Origin of the sequence: Streptomyces sp. ISL-1 (genome assembly GCF_018614585.1) — a bacterium.
GTDB classification, from domain to species: Bacteria; Actinomycetota; Actinomycetes; order Streptomycetales; family Streptomycetaceae; genus Streptomyces; species Streptomyces maoxianensis.
The window spans coordinates 417796-432417 of the sequence record NZ_JAGGOI010000007.1 but is presented as its reverse complement, the minus strand read 5'-3'; the positions used below and the strand labels follow the sequence as shown (position 1 = coordinate 432417).

At 68.7% G+C, this 14622-nt stretch carries 12 protein-coding genes and 1 pseudogene; 7 read left to right on the top strand and 6 right to left on the bottom strand.

Annotated features, from left to right (window positions below; genetic code table 11):
- The first annotated feature begins 172 nt into the window (after positions 1-172).
- Together J7E87_RS07285 and J7E87_RS07280 are read left to right on the top strand one after the other, a co-directional pair.
- Positions 173-907 carry a hypothetical protein gene (locus J7E87_RS07285; protein WP_215091098.1) on the top strand — a complete coding sequence of 245 codons (735 nt, stop codon included), beginning with the start codon at positions 173-175 and terminating at the stop codon, positions 905-907.
- A gap of 70 nt (positions 908-977) precedes the next feature.
- Positions 978-1532 carry a GNAT family N-acetyltransferase gene (locus tag J7E87_RS07280; protein WP_215091096.1) on the top strand — a complete coding sequence of 185 codons (555 nt, stop codon included), beginning with the start codon at positions 978-980 and terminating at the stop codon, positions 1530-1532.
- On the opposite strand, the gene J7E87_RS07275 is transcribed toward J7E87_RS07280, so the two are convergent.
- Together J7E87_RS07275 and J7E87_RS07270 are read right to left on the bottom strand one after the other, a co-directional pair.
- A complete protein-coding gene (locus J7E87_RS07275; RefSeq protein ID WP_215091094.1) occupies positions 1483-3099 on the bottom strand; it encodes an AMP-binding protein in 1617 nt (538 codons plus the stop codon). The genes J7E87_RS07280 and J7E87_RS07275 overlap by 50 nt on opposite strands.
- Positions 3096-4784, bottom strand: coding sequence for an AMP-binding protein (locus J7E87_RS07270; protein ID WP_215091092.1), 1689 nt, complete (start codon positions 4782-4784; stop codon positions 3096-3098). The genes J7E87_RS07275 and J7E87_RS07270 overlap by 4 nt, the downstream gene beginning before the upstream one ends.
- 135 nt (positions 4785-4919) lie before the next feature.
- Here J7E87_RS07270 and J7E87_RS07265 point away from each other — a divergent pair, with 135 nt between their 5' ends.
- Both J7E87_RS07265 and J7E87_RS07260 read left to right on the top strand, forming a co-directional pair.
- The gene (locus J7E87_RS07265; protein WP_215091090.1) at positions 4920-5747 is read left to right on the top strand and encodes a response regulator transcription factor; all 828 of its coding nucleotides are present in this window, start codon (positions 4920-4922) and stop codon (positions 5745-5747) included.
- Positions 5748-5858: 111 nt separating this feature from the next.
- Positions 5859-6503 (top strand): annotated as a pseudogene (locus tag J7E87_RS07260) (LysE family translocator).
- Positions 6504-6509: 6 nt separating this feature from the next.
- Here the strand turns inward: J7E87_RS07260 and J7E87_RS07255 are convergent.
- On the bottom strand, positions 6510-7631 hold the full coding sequence (locus tag J7E87_RS07255; RefSeq protein ID WP_215091087.1) for a winged helix DNA-binding domain-containing protein: 1122 nt from the start codon (positions 7629-7631) through the stop codon (positions 6510-6512).
- Between the two features lie 148 nt (positions 7632-7779).
- Here J7E87_RS07255 and J7E87_RS07250 point away from each other — a divergent pair, with 148 nt between their 5' ends.
- Complete coding sequence (locus J7E87_RS07250; RefSeq protein WP_215091085.1) at positions 7780-8919, top strand: magnesium and cobalt transport protein CorA; 1140 nt, start codon at positions 7780-7782, stop codon at positions 8917-8919.
- A 478-nt stretch (positions 8920-9397) separates the two neighbouring features.
- Here the strand turns inward: J7E87_RS07250 and J7E87_RS07245 are convergent, their stop codons facing one another.
- From J7E87_RS07245 to J7E87_RS07235, 3 genes are all read right to left on the bottom strand, one after another.
- Positions 9398-10456, bottom strand: a complete 1059-nt coding sequence (locus tag J7E87_RS07245) for a vWA domain-containing protein (protein ID WP_215091083.1) — start codon at positions 10454-10456, stop codon at positions 9398-9400.
- A 772-nt stretch (positions 10457-11228) separates the two neighbouring features.
- Positions 11229-12248: a DUF427 domain-containing protein gene (locus J7E87_RS07240; protein WP_251017030.1), complete on the bottom strand. Its 1020-nt coding sequence runs from the start codon at positions 12246-12248 to the stop codon at positions 11229-11231.
- Between the two features lie 76 nt (positions 12249-12324).
- Complete coding sequence (locus tag J7E87_RS07235; RefSeq protein ID WP_215091081.1) at positions 12325-13194, bottom strand: alpha/beta fold hydrolase; 870 nt, start codon at positions 13192-13194, stop codon at positions 12325-12327.
- A 329-nt stretch (positions 13195-13523) separates the two neighbouring features.
- Between J7E87_RS07235 and J7E87_RS07230 the strand changes: the two genes are divergently transcribed.
- Both J7E87_RS07230 and J7E87_RS07225 read left to right on the top strand, forming a co-directional pair.
- Positions 13524-14039, top strand: coding sequence for a CGNR zinc finger domain-containing protein (locus J7E87_RS07230; protein WP_215091079.1), 516 nt, complete (start codon positions 13524-13526; stop codon positions 14037-14039).
- Between the two features lie 217 nt (positions 14040-14256).
- The gene (locus J7E87_RS07225; protein ID WP_215091077.1) at positions 14257-14547 is read left to right on the top strand and encodes a transposase; all 291 of its coding nucleotides are present in this window, start codon (positions 14257-14259) and stop codon (positions 14545-14547) included.
- The last annotated feature ends 75 nt before the right edge of the window (positions 14548-14622 follow it).

The following is a 14622-nucleotide window of genomic DNA, read 5'->3' as shown; positions in this document are numbered from 1 at the left end:
CACTCGAGAGCAGCGATTCCGCTATGATTCCGTAATGCGGAAGTTTAGTTCTGCTATACGGAAGTAATGTAGGACGCGCACAGTACGGCGTCAAGGGATGTCCGAAGTGCCTCCCCCAGGCCTCGCGCTTGGTGGACGATGGACGCCAGTACGAGGGGAAGGGGGACCCGCGGTGGCCGAAACCGTGCCGGTGCGCTGTCCGTCATGCCGGCGCGATCATCTGTACGCGGCGCAGGTCTATCCGTGCGCCTGCGGCGCCCCGGTCGTCCCGCCGCTGCTGCGCGCCGCCCCCGCGGAACCGATCACGCACCGCACCTGGACGGACGACTGGGTGACGGTCCGCTGCCCTCGGTGCGGCCGCCAGGACCAGTGGCCGCAGCCGGAGCTCGGCTGCCTGTGCGGCACGGTGCTGCGCGTTCCGGTCCGCCCGGTGAGCGCCCCCGCCCCGGCCACGCCCGACTCGACGCCGTCCTCAGCAGCCCGCCCGTCGCACATCGCGCTGCCGCGCACAGCGACAGCCGTGGCACGCCCCTCGTTCCGCCCGGTCACCATCCGCACCGCGCGGGACGCGGTGACCGCGGCCGCGCTCTATCTGAAGTGGCTGGGGTTCCGGGACGTCGTGCAGCCCGAGGTCCGGCCCTCGTCCGGGATAGATCTGCGCGGCCCGGGCCTGGTCGCCCAGGTTGAGCCGTCCACCCGCCCCGCCACCCTGCGCGATGTCGAGTGCCTGTGGCTGAACGGGCTGAACATCTCGGCGTCGAGCGTGTTCTTCTCCCTCGCGGGGTACGCGGACGACGCCAGGTCCCGCGCGGACGATCTCGGCGTCCCGCTCTTCGTCATGGACCTCACGGGCCGCCCCCAGCCGGTCAACCGCCCGGCGGACGAGCTCCTCTCCACCGGCGTGTGACACACCGCTCAGCAAGGCGGCCCGGGCAGCGCCGCCTGCGGGTCCCACCCGGCTGGGCCATACTCCCCATATGCGTATCCGACCGGCCGCCCTCGCCGAACTCCCCCTGCTCCAGGACATCGAGAGGGCGGCCGGCGAGCCCTTCCGTAGCCTCGGCATGGCGGCGATCGCCGACGACGAGCCCCCGGCGCTCGACCTGCTGGAGCGCTACCACCGCCTGGGCCACGCCTGGGTGTCGGCCGACGCCGCCGACCGTCCGGTCGCGTATCTGATCTCCGACACGATCGACGGCGCGGCCCATATCGAGCAGGTCTCGGTCCACCCGGCCGCGGCCCGCCGAGGGCTCGGCAGCGCGCTGATCGACCACCTCGCCGCGTGCGCTGCCGCCGACGGGCTCAGCGCCCTCACCCTGACGACCTTCGCCGAGGTCCCGTGGAACGCGCCGTACTACACACGTCTGGGCTTCCGCTCGCTGGCCGACGCCGAACTCACCGACGGACTGCGGGAGATCAGACGCGCCGAGGCCGGGTACGGCCTGGACCACTGGCCGCGGGTCTGCATGCGCCGGGAACTGCCTAGCTCTCCCCCGCAGGGCCGTACTGTCGGCGCAGTTCCACCTTTCTGACCTTGCCGCTCACCGTCATCGGGAAGCCGGCGAGGATCTCCAGACGGCGCGGGATCTTGTAGTGCGCCAGCTGATCGCGGCAGTACGCGGCGATGTCCTCCAGGGTCGGCGGGTCCCCGGGATCGCGGGGGACGACGCAGGCCAGGATCTCCTCGCCGTAGCGCTCGTCGGGGACGCCCACCACCTGGACGTCCGCGATCTTGGGGTGGCCGTACAGGAACTCCTCGATCTCACGCGGATAGACGTTCTCCCCGCCCCTGATGATCATGTCCTTGATCCGGCCGACGATCTGGACGTAGCCGTCCTCGCGCATCACCGCCAGGTCGCCGGTGTGCATCCAGCGACCCGCGTCGATGGCCTCGGCGGTCTTGTCCGGCTCGTTCCAGTAGCCGAGCATCACGCTGTAGCCGCGGGTACGCAGCTCACCGGCTTCACCGCGGGGCAGGGTCACACCGGTCACCGGGTCGACGATCTTGACCTCGACATGGGGCAGCACCCTGCCCACCGTGCCGGTGCGGCGCTCCAGATCGTCGTCGCGCCGGGTCTGGGTGGAGACCGGGGAGGTCTCCGTCATGCCGTAACAGATCGACACCTCCGCCATGTTCATCTCGGCGACGACCCGCTTCATCACCTCCACCGGGCAGGGCGAGCCCGCCATGATGCCGGTGCGCAGTGTGGACAGGTCGTACGAGGCGAAGTCCGCGAGGTTCAGCTCGGCGATGAACATCGTCGGGACGCCGTACAGCGAGGTGCAGCGCTCTTCGGCGACCGCGCCGAGTGTGGCCGCCGGATCGAAGGAGGCGGCCGGGATGACCATGCACGCGCCGTGCGAGGTGGCGGCGAGATTGCCCATGACCATGCCGAAGCAGTGGTAGAAGGGCACCGGCAGGCAGATCCGGTCCCGCTCGGTGTAGGCGACCATCTCCCCCACGAAATAGCCGTTGTTGAGGATGTTGTGGTGGGAGAGCGTCGCTCCTTTGGGGAAGCCTGTGGTACCCGAGGTGTACTGAATGTTGACCGGGTCGTCGCAGGACAACTCGGCCTCGCGGGCCGCCAGTTGCTCGTCGGTGACCGTAACGGCCGCGTCCAGGAGCACATCCCAGGAGCCGTCCTGGATGTAGTGGACGGCCCGCAGCTCGGGGCAGCTGGGGCGCACCTGCTCCACCAGTGCGCGGTAGTCGCTGGTCTTGTGCCGCTGCGAGGCGCACAGCACCGAGATCCCGGCCTGTTTCAGTACGTACTCGAGCTCGTGCGCCCGGTACGCCGGATTGATGTTCACCATGATCGCGCCGATCCGGGCCGTGGCGTACTGCACGAGCACCCACTCCGCGCAGTTGACCGCCCAGATCCCGACCCGGTCGCCCTTGGCCACACCGGTCCCGAGCAGTCCGCGCGCCAGCTGGTCCACCGCCGCGCCGAATTCGGCATACGTCCAGCGGGTGTCCGCGGGCACGTCGACCAGCGCCTCGCGGTCCGGGTACGCGGCGATCGTCCGGTCGAGGTTCCGGCCGATGGTGTCACCGAGCAGCGCCCGCGTGCCGGTGCCGTGCGCGTAGGAGAGCGTCATCGCAGGTCCCCCTCGTCGTACTCGGCGGCCGAGCCGTTGGCCGTACGCTCGCGCAGCTCGATCCGGCGGATCTTCCCCGAGACGGTCTTGGGCAGTTCCGCGAACTCGAGACGACGGATGCGCTTGTACGGGGCGAGGAGGGAGCGCGAGTGCTCGAAGAGCAGCTTCGCCGTGTCGGGGCCCGGCTCCCAGCCCTCCGCGAGAACGATGTACGCCTTCGGCACGGCGAGCCGCACCGGGTCGGGTGCGGGCACCACCGCCGCCTCGGCCACCGCCTCGTGCTCCAGCAGCGCGCTCTCCAGCTCGAACGGCGAGATCTTGTAGTCGGACGCCTTGAATACGTCGTCGGAGCGCCCGACGTAGGTGATGTATCCGTCGGCGTCGCGCGCGCCGATGTCGCCGGTGCGGTAGAAGCCGCCGGCCATCGCCTCGGCCGTACGCTCCGGGTCCCCGTGGTAGCCGGTCATCAGGCCGACCGGATCACCGGACAGATCCAGCGAGATCTCGCCCTCGGCTGCCCCCGGCTCGCCCGTCACCGGGTCGAGGAGCACCACCTGATATCCGGGGCTCGGCCGGCCCATGGAGCCGGCCTTCAGCAGCTGACCTGGGCTGTTGGAGACCTGCACGGCCGTCTCCGTCTGCCCGAACCCGTCCCGGACGGTGACGCCCCACTCGCGCCGGACGGTCTCGATGACCTCGGGATTGAGAGGCTCTCCGGCCGCGACGACCTCGCGCGGCGGCGTACTCAGCCGGCCGAGGTCCGCCTGGATCAGCATCCGCCACACGGTGGGCGGGGCACAGAAGCTGGTCACTCCCGCGCGGTCCATCTCAGCCATCAGCCGGACCGCGTCGAAGCGCGTGTAGTTGTGGATGAAGACGGTCGCTTCGGCGTTCCAGGGGGCGAAGAGATTGGACCAGGCGTGCTTGGCCCAGCCGGGCGAGGAGATGTTCAGATGCACATCGCCGGGCTTGAGCCCGATCCAGTACATGGTCGCCAAGTGGCCGACGGGGTACGAGAGATGGGTGTGCTCGACCAGCTTGGGGCGAGCGGTCGTGCCGGAGGTGAAGTAGAGCATCAGCGGGTCCTGGGCGCAGGTGACACCGTCGGGCTCGAAGTCACCCGGCGCGGAGAACGCCTCGTCGAATTCGAGCCAGCCGGGCACTCCGGCCCCGCCCCGGTCCGCCACCGCGATCCGGGTGTAGTCCCCAGGCACCTCGGCGAACTTGGCCGTATCCGCATCCCGGACGATGACGTGCCGGGCCCGTCCGCGTTCGATCCGGTCCCTGAGGTCCGGCGGGCCGAGCAGGGTGGTCGCGGGAATGACGACCGCCCGCAGCTTCATCGCGGCCAGCGCGATCATCCACAGCTCCTGCTGGTTGCCCAGCATCACGAGGATCCGGTCCCCGGCCCCTACGCCCTGGGCCCGCAGCCAGTTGGCGACCTGGTTCGAGCGCACGGACATCTCACCGAACGAGACGGTGATCTTGCGGCCATCCTCCTCGGCGATGTGCAGCGCGGTCCTGTCGTTACCGGTGGCGATCTCGTCGAACCAGTCCAGCGCCCAGTTGAAACGCTCGGGCCGCGGCCAGGCGAAGCCGTCGTACGCCGTCGCGTAGTCCTCCCGGTGCTGCAGCAGAAAGTCCCGGGCTGCCCGGAAACTTTCCGACGCGCTGCCTGACGTCATGTGTCCTCCTCATTGCGGGACCTGCTACCGACATCGTGTAATCGGTGACCAGGTCTCACTACCCCCGTACGGGGGTGACCCAGCACAGAGAGACGACGCACGGAGAGAAACAGACAGAAACGGAGAGAAGAGGACGTGCACGAGCCGGCCGATGCGGTGGAGATGCGAGCGGCGCTGCTGCGGCTGCGCCGGGCGACCGGGCTGCCGGTCGCCTTCGGCGGTCTGCTGCACGACGCACGCCGGCTGCGGATCGCCGAACTGAGCGGCGCGGCAACGGGCGCGCTGCGGGGCCTCGCGATCTGCGCGGGCAACGGCCTCGGCGGCAAGTCCATCGCGCTGTCGCGGCCGTGCGCGGTGACCGACTACCGCTCGGCGCGGCACATCAGCCACGAGTACGACGCGGCGGTCGCGACGGAGGGGCTGCGCTCGGTGCTCGCGGTGCCCGTTGTCGTACGGCGCAAGGTACGGGGCGTGCTGTACGGCGCGCTGCGTGAGCCGATGGCGATCGGCGAGCGGACCTTCGACGCGGCGATGGCGGCGGCGCGCGATGTGGAGCAGGCGCTGGTCGTACGGGACGAGGTGCAGCGGCTGCTCGCGGCCGCGCGGGAGCCGGTGGCGGGCCTTGGGGCGTGGGAGGAGGTCCGCGAGGCGCACGGCGAGCTGCGCGCGCTGGCCCCACGGATCGTCGACCAGGCGCTGCGGGAGACGCTGCTGTCGGTGTGCGGCCGGCTGGCGACCGCGGCGGGCGGCCCGCCGCGCGAGCACGCGGTCGCGCTGACGCCGCGCGAGCTCGATGTGCTGGCGTGCGTCGCGGCGGGCTCGACGAACGCGGCCACGGCCGAGCGGCTCGGCCTGCAGCCGGAGACGGTGAAGGGCTATCTGCGGGCCGCGATGCGGAAGTTGGGGGCGCACACCCGGGGGGAGGCGGTGGCGGCGTCGCGGCGCGCGGGGCTGCTGCCGTAGCGGCATCGGTCTCACCGGTTCGGCAGACGGCCGGGAGAAGCCCCCGCGGATCGGCCGGGAGAAGCCTCCACGGCTCTGGAGGGGCAGCCGGGAATGGCGTTGAATGACGGGATGGTGTCGACGGACCGCTTCCTCGCATTCGCCGCGATGTCCCTGCTGGTGATCGTGATCCCGGGGCCGAGCGTGCTCTTCGTGATCGGCCGGGCTCTCGCCCACGGCCGCCGGACCGCGGTGGCCACCGCCCTGGGCAATGTCTTCGGCTCGTACGTCCTGGTCGTGGCCGTCGCGCTGGGCGTCGGCGCGCTGGTGGAGCGGTCGGCCGCGGTGTTCATGGCGGTGAAGCTGGCGGGCGCGGCGTATCTGGTCTTCCTCGGTGTGCAGGCGTTCCGGCACCGCAGGGACATGAAGGTCGCGGACATGGCGGCCCCGGCGGGAGTGGCGCGCGGCGATGTCCGTACCGTCGTGGACGGCATCCTGGTGGGCGTCACCAACCCCAAGGGCATCGTGTTCTTCGCCGCGGTGCTGCCGCAGTTCGTGGACCACTCGGCGGGCGGGCTGCCCGCCTAGATGCTGCTTCTCGGCCTCGTTCCGATCTCGATCGGCCTGGTGACGGACACGCTCTGGGGTCTGGGTGCGGCGGCGGCGCGCGGATGGTTCGCCCGCTCCGAGCGCCGACTGTCGGTGGTGGGCGGTGCCGGTGGGTTCGCGATGATCGGCCTGGGCGTGACGGTGGCGGCGACGGGCCGCGCGGACTGATGCCCGCTATTCGCTGAGCGACCCGAAGCGGATGTCGTACGCGGCGGCCGAGGACATGGCGGTGAGCATCCGCTCCCCCTCCTCGGCCACGGCTCCCTGCTGCGCGCGGGTCAGTGTCCCGAAGGCCTGGACGGTCACGGTCGCGGTCTGGTCGGTCTCGGTCAGCCGCCAGATCCCGGCCAGGAAGCCGTCGACAAGGAGGGTCGAGTACGCCTGGTTCCCCTTCCAGGTGCGCATCCTGTACTCCTGGGGCACAAGGCGGCTGCGGTCGGCGTGCGAGAGCAGCAGATTGTCGAACTCGGGCAGGAAGCGGGGCGGCGCCGGGGTCTCGGCGTCCGGCCGGGGTGCGTCGGGGAGGTCGTAGAGCTCGACGCCGTGCTCGTCCTGGAAGACGGCCAGCCGCGGCCGCAGGCGCTCGAAGACCTCCCGCATCCGGGTCAGTCCTGACCAGGTCTGCATGTCCTTTACGGAGGCGGGTCCGAAGGCTGCGAGGTAGCGGAGCACGGTGGCGTCGGGCGCGGGCGCGGGCTCTGCCCCGCGGCCGAACCAGTGCTCGGCGGTGGTGAGCGTGACCTGGCCGCTCCTGCCCCACAGGCCGCGCGGGGTGACCTGCACCAGCGGCAGTACACAGCGGGCGGCGACGGACAGGGCGAACGGATCGGCGCCCGGCCACTCTTTCAGCAGCCCCTCGCGCAACTCCTTCATGGTCCGGGGCGTCTCCTCGACCAGCTCACGGCTGAGGCGGCCGAGGCGGGCCAGATCGACCCCGGCCAGGCCGGCGCGGAACTGCTTGAGCTCCCGGTCGCGCGCGGCCTGGACCAGCGGACGCAGGGTGAGGCAGTCCTCGGCGGTGTGCATATGGATGGTGGACCGCATCGTGACCAGTCGCGCGACCTCGCGGGATGCCATCAGCGCGGAGAGTTCTTCCGGGGCGAAGCCGTCCAGCCGGGCGGCGAGGGCGAAGTACGGCGGCTTCACGTTCTGCGCCTGCAGGCCGACCAGGTGCTCGACGGCGCCTTTGACGGAGACCGCGGACCTGGGGGCGCGGCGCAGCAGGAGCTGACGCTCCAGCGTCGCGCGGTTGAGGGCGCGGTTGCCGAGTACGGGATACGTCGTCTTCGAGGCCATGCGCCACAAGCTACTCAGGCTTGCGGACAACTCCTGTCCGCAATCTAGGAGCCCTGTCGCCGCTCCGCCATGCCGGTGCAATTCGACCCGGATATCCTGCTCCGAGGCCGCACAGACGTACGTGATCGAGGTGGAGGTGAGACCCGCGATGCCGCTGTCCCCGAAGAAGCACCAGTGGCGCCGCCGGTCCCTGCTGCCCACGAGCCCGCCGCCGAAGGCACCCGCGCCCGACGAGCCCGCTGTCCCCTCCCCCGTACACAAGGACCAGGGCAGCGTCGTCCAGGCCGCGCTCTACCGCGGGGGCTACCGCGTCGCTACGCCCGACTCGCTCGCCGAGACCTTCCGCCAGCTGCGCGAGTTCCCCGACGGCATGGCGTGGATCGGACTGCACCGCCCCACGGAGACCGAACTCCATTCGCTCGCCGACGAGTTCGACCTGCATGAACTCGCCGTCGAGGACGCCCTGGAGGCCCACCAGCGCCCGAAGCTCGAACGGTACGGCGACACCCTGTTCGTGGTGCTGCGCGCCGCCCGGTACCTCGACGCCCAGGAGGAGGTCGAGTTCGGCGAACTGCACGTCTTCGTGGGCAAGGACTTCCTGATCACGGTCCGCCACGGCGCGGCCCCCGACCTGACCGCGGTACGCCGTCGCATGGAGGAGACCCCGGAGCTGCTGGCCCTCGGCCCGGAGGCGGTGCTGTACGCGATCCTGGACGCCGTGGTCGACGGCTACGCCCCCGTGGTGGCGGGCGTGCAGAACGACATCGACGAGATCGAGACCGAGGTCTTCAGGGGCGACCCGGCGGTGTCCCGCCGCATCTACGAACTCTCCCGCGAAATGGTCGAGTTCCAGCGCGCCACCCGTCCCCTGGTCGGCATGCTGCACGCCCTGATGGCGGGCTTCGCCAAGTACGGCACGGACGAGGAGCTTCAGCGCTACCTCCGCGACGTCGCCGACCACGTCACGCACACGAGCGAGCGCGTGGACGGCTTCCGCCAGGCACTGACGGACATTCTCACGGTGAACGCGACGCTGGTGACGCAGCAGCAGAACGCGGAGATGCGGGCGCTGGCGGAGGCGGGCTTCGAGCAGAACGAGGAGATCAAGAAGATCTCAGCCTGGGCGGCCATTTTGTTTGCACCCACACTTGTGGGAACGATCTACGGCATGAACTTCGAGGACATGCCGGAACTTAAGTGGGCGGGCGGCTACCCCTTCGCAATCCTCCTGATGGCGGTGGTCTGCGTGAGCCTGTACGTCATCTTCAAGAAGCGCGACTGGCTGTAGACAGCAACCTGTTCCACTTGATCAACTTAGCTCTGGCGAAGGCCCTGCAGCACCCTCTCCCGACCCCTGGGGAGAATCTGGGGAGAATGCGCAGCGCGGCAGGGCCCCCGCCCACACCCGGCACCGCCCATGTCGGCGAACTCGGCCACCTTCACGAGCTCGCGGCTGCGCTGCGTAACGGAAACAGACGCCACAGCATTGTGCTGGGTCGGCAAACGGCGCTCCTGGGACAACTCGCGCGGTAAGCCGCTTCCATCCGGCCCAGACCTGGCACGACGTCGCCCACGGCCCGATGAGCCGGATAGGACTACGGCTGCCGGTTCCGTTGGTGCCGCTCGTGGTGATCGCGGCGATTGCCTTGATCTCCGCCAGGCCGTGCACGACCGTGCTCGCGGAACCGACGTCGGGTGAGGTCCACGACTGGCCGATCCTTCGCAACTGGTCCTGGACCACCTGCTCTACGCCCTACTCGTGAATTTCAGAGCATGATGAGCAGACGCGTCTTCGGCTTGAGCTTTCTGTTCACCGAACGACTCTGCACGTATACCTCCAACTTGGGATTGCGCCCCGCCTTCACGGAGACGGTCCCCTGGATACCCGTGCCGAACAGAAGACTGCGTGCCGCGTCGCCCGTGTATGCGCGGTCAGTGTCCTTCTCGACCACGATGACTTCCTTGTCGGGCTGAACCTGAACCCGGGTGCCCAGCTGGTAGTAACACGACCCGCGTTCGTACGTCACGCCCGGATGCGAATCAACGAAGGATCGAATCTCGACCTCCGTGTCGACCTTCAGGAGTCGATACTTGTCGGCCGGGACCGGTTCGAGGTTCGCCCGCACGTCGTCGACCGATATGTCCTGGCCGACCGCGAACAGGTTCTTCGTGCCGCGCACCCCCTGCTCGCGGCCACGGAGGAAGCTGGTGGCGGCCGCGCGCACGGTATCGATCGCCTCCTCGACACCCTCCTGGGAATCCGCATCCCAGATGGCGATGTTTCCGGCCGGGAAGCCGTAGTTCTGGGCGGTTCGCTTCGCCAGGGAGTTCGGAACGAGGATCGCGGAAGTCCAGTGGCCCGGAAGTGCACCCATCTTCGCAGCGATCTTGTCGAGCCAGGGGCCGAGGATGGCCATGTCGCCGTCGTGCCGTCTGTCGCCGCCGGAGGCGTTCTCCTCGCCGTCCGTCACCACGATCTGGAGGAAGCTGTGCTCGCCGTACGCCTCCCAGATGTGGCCCAGGTCGTCCAGGGACTTCAGAGAGGCTTCGATGAGGGCCGTAGCGCCATTGTTGACCTTGTACAGACCCCGCATGGACGGCAGATGCTTCACGTCCATGTCCCAGACCAGGTTCTCCACCTTATGGTCGAAGGAGTAGAGGCTGATCCGGGTTTCATGACCGAGGCTGTCCGACTCGGCCTTCAAGCCCGCCACGAACTCGTCCACGACGCGGATGAGTTGACTCTGGTGCTGATGCATGGAACCCGAACAGTCCACTACCAGCGCGACGTGATTGACCTTGTGCTGGATCTTGTTGGCGGACACGTTGCTGCTCCTTCTCCGAGGCTCCCCGAGTGATGTCTCCACACTATGGGGAGGCACTGACAACGGAGCTTGACGGACGATCACCCGCCTGCCCCGCGGCAGCCCCCGGGCTGGAGGCAGCGGTGAGAGCCAGACGCCGTGTTCTGAGCACACGCCCTGCACAGGGTGAACGTTCCCCTCCTCCTTCCTCACGTCCACGCGATGCGCTTGACTGCGTTGCAGCACAGGCGGGTGCCGTAGAGGCCGAGGGCATCGGCACACGAACGATGGTCCGCAGCCATTCTCGAGCCATGAGCTGGGCGAGTAGGGCCACTACTGCAGTGGCTCCGGCTACCGAATTGCCACCTGACCCTTCTGGCTTGCCGGAGCGCTGCGACGGGCCCTGCCTCTCTCGCTCGACTACGCGATGTAGCGAATTCCGACACTGGAGCATGCACTGGCCTGCGAAGATCCGCGTTCGGAGACAGCCGGGGCTGGGGAGAGTCTGGGGAGAAGAGATCCCTACGACTTCCTCATCTCGGCCCCAACGGCCAGGAGAACAGGGCACATTGGAGCCGCAACGGACTCCCGGGGAGAATCCGGGGAGAACCAACTCACTGCTGACGGCTGCCCCTCCAGCACAAGCACGACCAGGCACCCTCTGGCAGGGCCTCGGCTCCCAGGTCACCCTGCTCGCCCGCCGCTCCCTGCTGCCCCGGATGGAACCCTTCGCGGGCGAGCTCATCGCACGCAGCCTGACCCAGGCGGGCGCGAGGACAGGCGCTCGTTGGGGTCAGCGGGCTTTGACCTCGTCGACGTCCAGATCGCGGTCGACGCCGTGGGGAACGACGTTCTGCCCGGGCTCGAGGTGCAGGCGCTTGCCGTCGAGATAGACCTCGACCTTGTCCGCCTCGAACGACACCAGGTCGGCGATCCGGTCGACTTCCCGGTAGGCGTTGCGGTACGACCAGGCGGCGCGGTGCACGTCGCCGATGTCGTAGTAGTCGCACAGGCCCTTGTAGGAGCAGAAGGTCTGGCCTTCGACGGGGCGTTGGCGGGTCTCGTCGATGTCGGCGCGCGGGACGTACCAGCGGGGGGCGAATCCGGACTCGAAGAGCACGACGGGGTGCTCGGAGCGGGCGATCACGGTGTCGCCGAGGCGGACTTCCAGGGTGCGGGAGGTGTTTCGGATGTCGATGCGGTGGTAGGGGTCCGCGGCGTGTCCGAGGATGCGTTCGTCCTCTTCGTAGAAGGCGTCCATCGCGCGCCACGCGAAGGCGATGCGGCCCTGGAGTTCGGCGGCGTGCCCAGGCAGTGCGGTGAATTCCCAGGCGGCACGTTCGATGGTGCGGTCCCCGGCGTGCGCCGCGTACCAGGCGGTGTCGCCGAGGTCCTTGTGGTGGGTGACCTTGTCGCTCGCGACCAGGGCCTGCTCGGCGACGTCTTCGCGGGGGAAGTAGGCGACGGGGTAGCGGCCCGGCTCGTGCAGCAGGATGACGTTCTCGCTGTCAGCGATCCAGGTGTCGTTGAACTTCACGCGCATGCGGCGGCGCAGCCGCTCGGCGAAGAGGAGACGCTCGGGCAGGGGTTCGGGGGTGAGGAAGTGTCCGATCGCGCCGGCGGAGAGGGGGCCCTGCTGCCAGGACAGTCCCATGGCGGGTTCCTTCCGGTGCGGGGTGGGCGGTTGGCCGCACCCCGGGGTGGGGTGGTTGTTGTTGACGATCAGGACGTGCAGGTGCAGCGGGAGGCGCGAAGCCGCGGGCTGTGCGCGCGGCTTGGGGGGCGCTGAAGGAGCGTCGGCGAGGTGTCGCATGGCGGATCCTTTGCCGACTGCGGCGGGAGGGGTGCGTGGTCCGCGGCTGCCGCAGCCGCCTTTGACCCCCTGCGCGTCAGGCGAGGACGCGGGCGAGGAAGCCGCGGATGTGCTCGGTGATGGTCTCGAGGTGGCTTTCCAGGGCGAAGTGCCCGGACTCGAGCAGGTGGATCTCGGCATCGGGCAGGTCCGGGCTGAACGCCGTGGCGCCGGCGGGGCCGAAGATCTCGTCGTTGGCGCCCCAGACCGCCAGCAGCGGGACCTGGGAGTCGCGGAAGTACTGGTGGACCTGCGGGTAGAGGTCCACGTTGGTGGGGTAGTCGCGGAAGAGCTTGAGCTGGATCTCATCGTTGCCGGGCCTGTCCAGCAGCACCTGGTCGTGGACCCAGTTGTCGGGGCTGACCAGACTCGGGTCGGCCACTCCGTTCAGATACTGCCAGCGGGTGACCTCAAGGGTCAGGGCGCCGCGCATGGGCGCTTCGGTGTCCGGTCCCGGGGCCTTGGCGTAGGCGAAGGCGCCGTCCCAGAAGGGCTTGACGAAGCCTTCTTCGTAGGCGTTGCCGTTCTGAGTGATGATCGCGGTGACACGTTCCGGGGCCTGAAGGGCGAGCCTCCAACCGATAGGGGCGCCGTAGTCCTGTACGTACATCGCGAACCGGTCGATGCCCAGGTGCTGGAGCAGGCCGGAGGTGGCCTCGGTGAGGGCGTCGAAGGTGTACGGGAAGTCTTGCAGGGCGGGCATCGCGGACTGGCCGAACCCGATGTGGTCGGGGGCGATCACGTGGTAGCGGTCGGCGAGCGCCGGGATCAGATGGCGGAACATGTGCGAGCTGGTCGGGAAGCCGTGGAGGAGGACCACGGCGGGTGCCTTCGGGTCGCCGGCTTCCCGGTAGAAGACTTCGAGACCGTTGACGGTGGCGGTGCGGTGGTGGACTGCGGAGACCATCTCCCTAACCCTTCTGTCGAGGTTTAGTGGTTACACATTCAGTCGAGCACACCCAATCTAACCTGTCAAGATGCTTTTACTGGTTAGATTTCGACTGCAGCTGGAGACGTCGCTGCGCCCGGACGGCAGGACGTCGACCTACCTCAAGCCTCCGTCCGCGATTGGTCACCAGCCAGCGCAGCCGCCCGCCCTGAGCCCGCCCAGGCGGTCAATGCCCGCCTGTCTCGCGCTGCATCAGCGGCCTGCCGGCTCGGCTCTGTGGACACTCGTGGCCAGGTGACCGGGTTCATGTAACCTGTCAAACGAACCACTCTGGTTAGGAGGTGCCGATGGTGGCCGACCGAGAGCAGCAGGACACACTGCTGGAGCTCCTCAACACGACGCCGGTGGTCAACGGGGTGGTCCGGGACGAGTTGGCAGACCCGGCAGCGGCCAGGACCTGGCAGCAGGCGCACCGCGGCAACGGCAGCGCAGAGGAGCGCCGACTCCTCCTACAGGCGCGCGATGCGCTGCAGGGCGTGGTGCGCGGCAGTCAGCCGACCGGGTCGTTGGCCCCGCTCCTCAATGACGTCATCTCCCGCCCGCACCTCTCCCCTGTGGGGGTGTCCTGGGATCTGGACGCCCCTGCGGAGCGCCGGATGGCGGTAGAGGCGGTCATGGCGTGGAGCGCGCTGCAGGAGACGATGCCTGGCCGGCTGCGGCCGTGCGCCAACCCGGAGTGCCGACGGTTCCTCCTCGACCGCAGTAAGACCAACAAGGCCCGCTGGTGTTCCATGGCCGTCTGCGGCAACAGGATGAAGGCCAGGCGCCACTACCAGCGCACCCGCGACGGCACAGCCGAGTAACACCTCCGGCAGCCCTTTCAGCCAGTGCCTGCGAACAAGGCGATCAGTTTGTTCACAGGCACGGACTGACCAATCACCTTGAAGCTTGTTCACAAGGCACTGAGAGGCGGCGGGGCTCAGTCCTCCGCGGCATGAACACCCCCGACCGCTGAGGCGCCCCGAAGTTCCCGGACACCGGACCAACTAGAATTGTTGGCCGGATCAACGGAGAAGGCACGTGGCACGACAGCGGAGGAATTTCAGTCCTGAGTACAAGGACGAGGCAGTCAAGATGGTGATCGAGGGATCCCGCCCGATCACCCAGGTCGCTCGGGAACTCGGGATCGTCGAGGGGACGCTCGGAAACTGGGTGAACGCCTACCGGCGTGAAAATCCCGCTGAAGAAGCACCGTTGAGCATTTTTGAACGTGCCCGCCTGCGCGAGCTCGAGAAGGAGGTTCGCGAGCTGCGGATGAAGAACGAGTTCCTGGGAAAAGCAGCGGCCTTCTTCGCCCAGGAATATCGGTGAGCGACAAGTACGAGTTCATCGACGGCGAGAAGGACGACTTCCCCATATCCAAGATGTGCGCCTGGGCGGGCGTTT

What these genes read in the sequence shown, in the direction of transcription:
- J7E87_RS07280 (WP_215091096.1), top strand. Translation starts at nt 978, where the DNA reads ATGCGTATCCGACCGGCCGCCCTCGCCGAACTCCCCCTGCTCCAGGAC.
- J7E87_RS07275 (WP_215091094.1), bottom strand. Translation starts at nt 3,099, where the DNA reads ATGACGCTCTCCTACGCGCACGGCACCGGCACGCGGGCGCTGCTCGGT.
- J7E87_RS07270 (WP_215091092.1), bottom strand. Translation starts at nt 4,784, where the DNA reads ATGACGTCAGGCAGCGCGTCGGAAAGTTTCCGGGCAGCCCGGGACTTT.
- J7E87_RS07255 (WP_215091087.1), bottom strand. Translation starts at nt 7,631, where the DNA reads ATGGCCTCGAAGACGACGTATCCCGTACTCGGCAACCGCGCCCTCAAC.
- J7E87_RS07250 (WP_215091085.1), top strand. Translation starts at nt 7,780, where the DNA reads ATGCCGCTGTCCCCGAAGAAGCACCAGTGGCGCCGCCGGTCCCTGCTG.
- J7E87_RS07240 (WP_251017030.1), bottom strand. Translation starts at nt 12,248, where the DNA reads ATGCGACACCTCGCCGACGCTCCTTCAGCGCCCCCCAAGCCGCGCGCA.
- J7E87_RS07235 (WP_215091081.1), bottom strand. Translation starts at nt 13,194, where the DNA reads ATGGTCTCCGCAGTCCACCACCGCACCGCCACCGTCAACGGTCTCGAA.
- J7E87_RS07230 (WP_215091079.1), top strand. Translation starts at nt 13,524, where the DNA reads ATGGTGGCCGACCGAGAGCAGCAGGACACACTGCTGGAGCTCCTCAAC.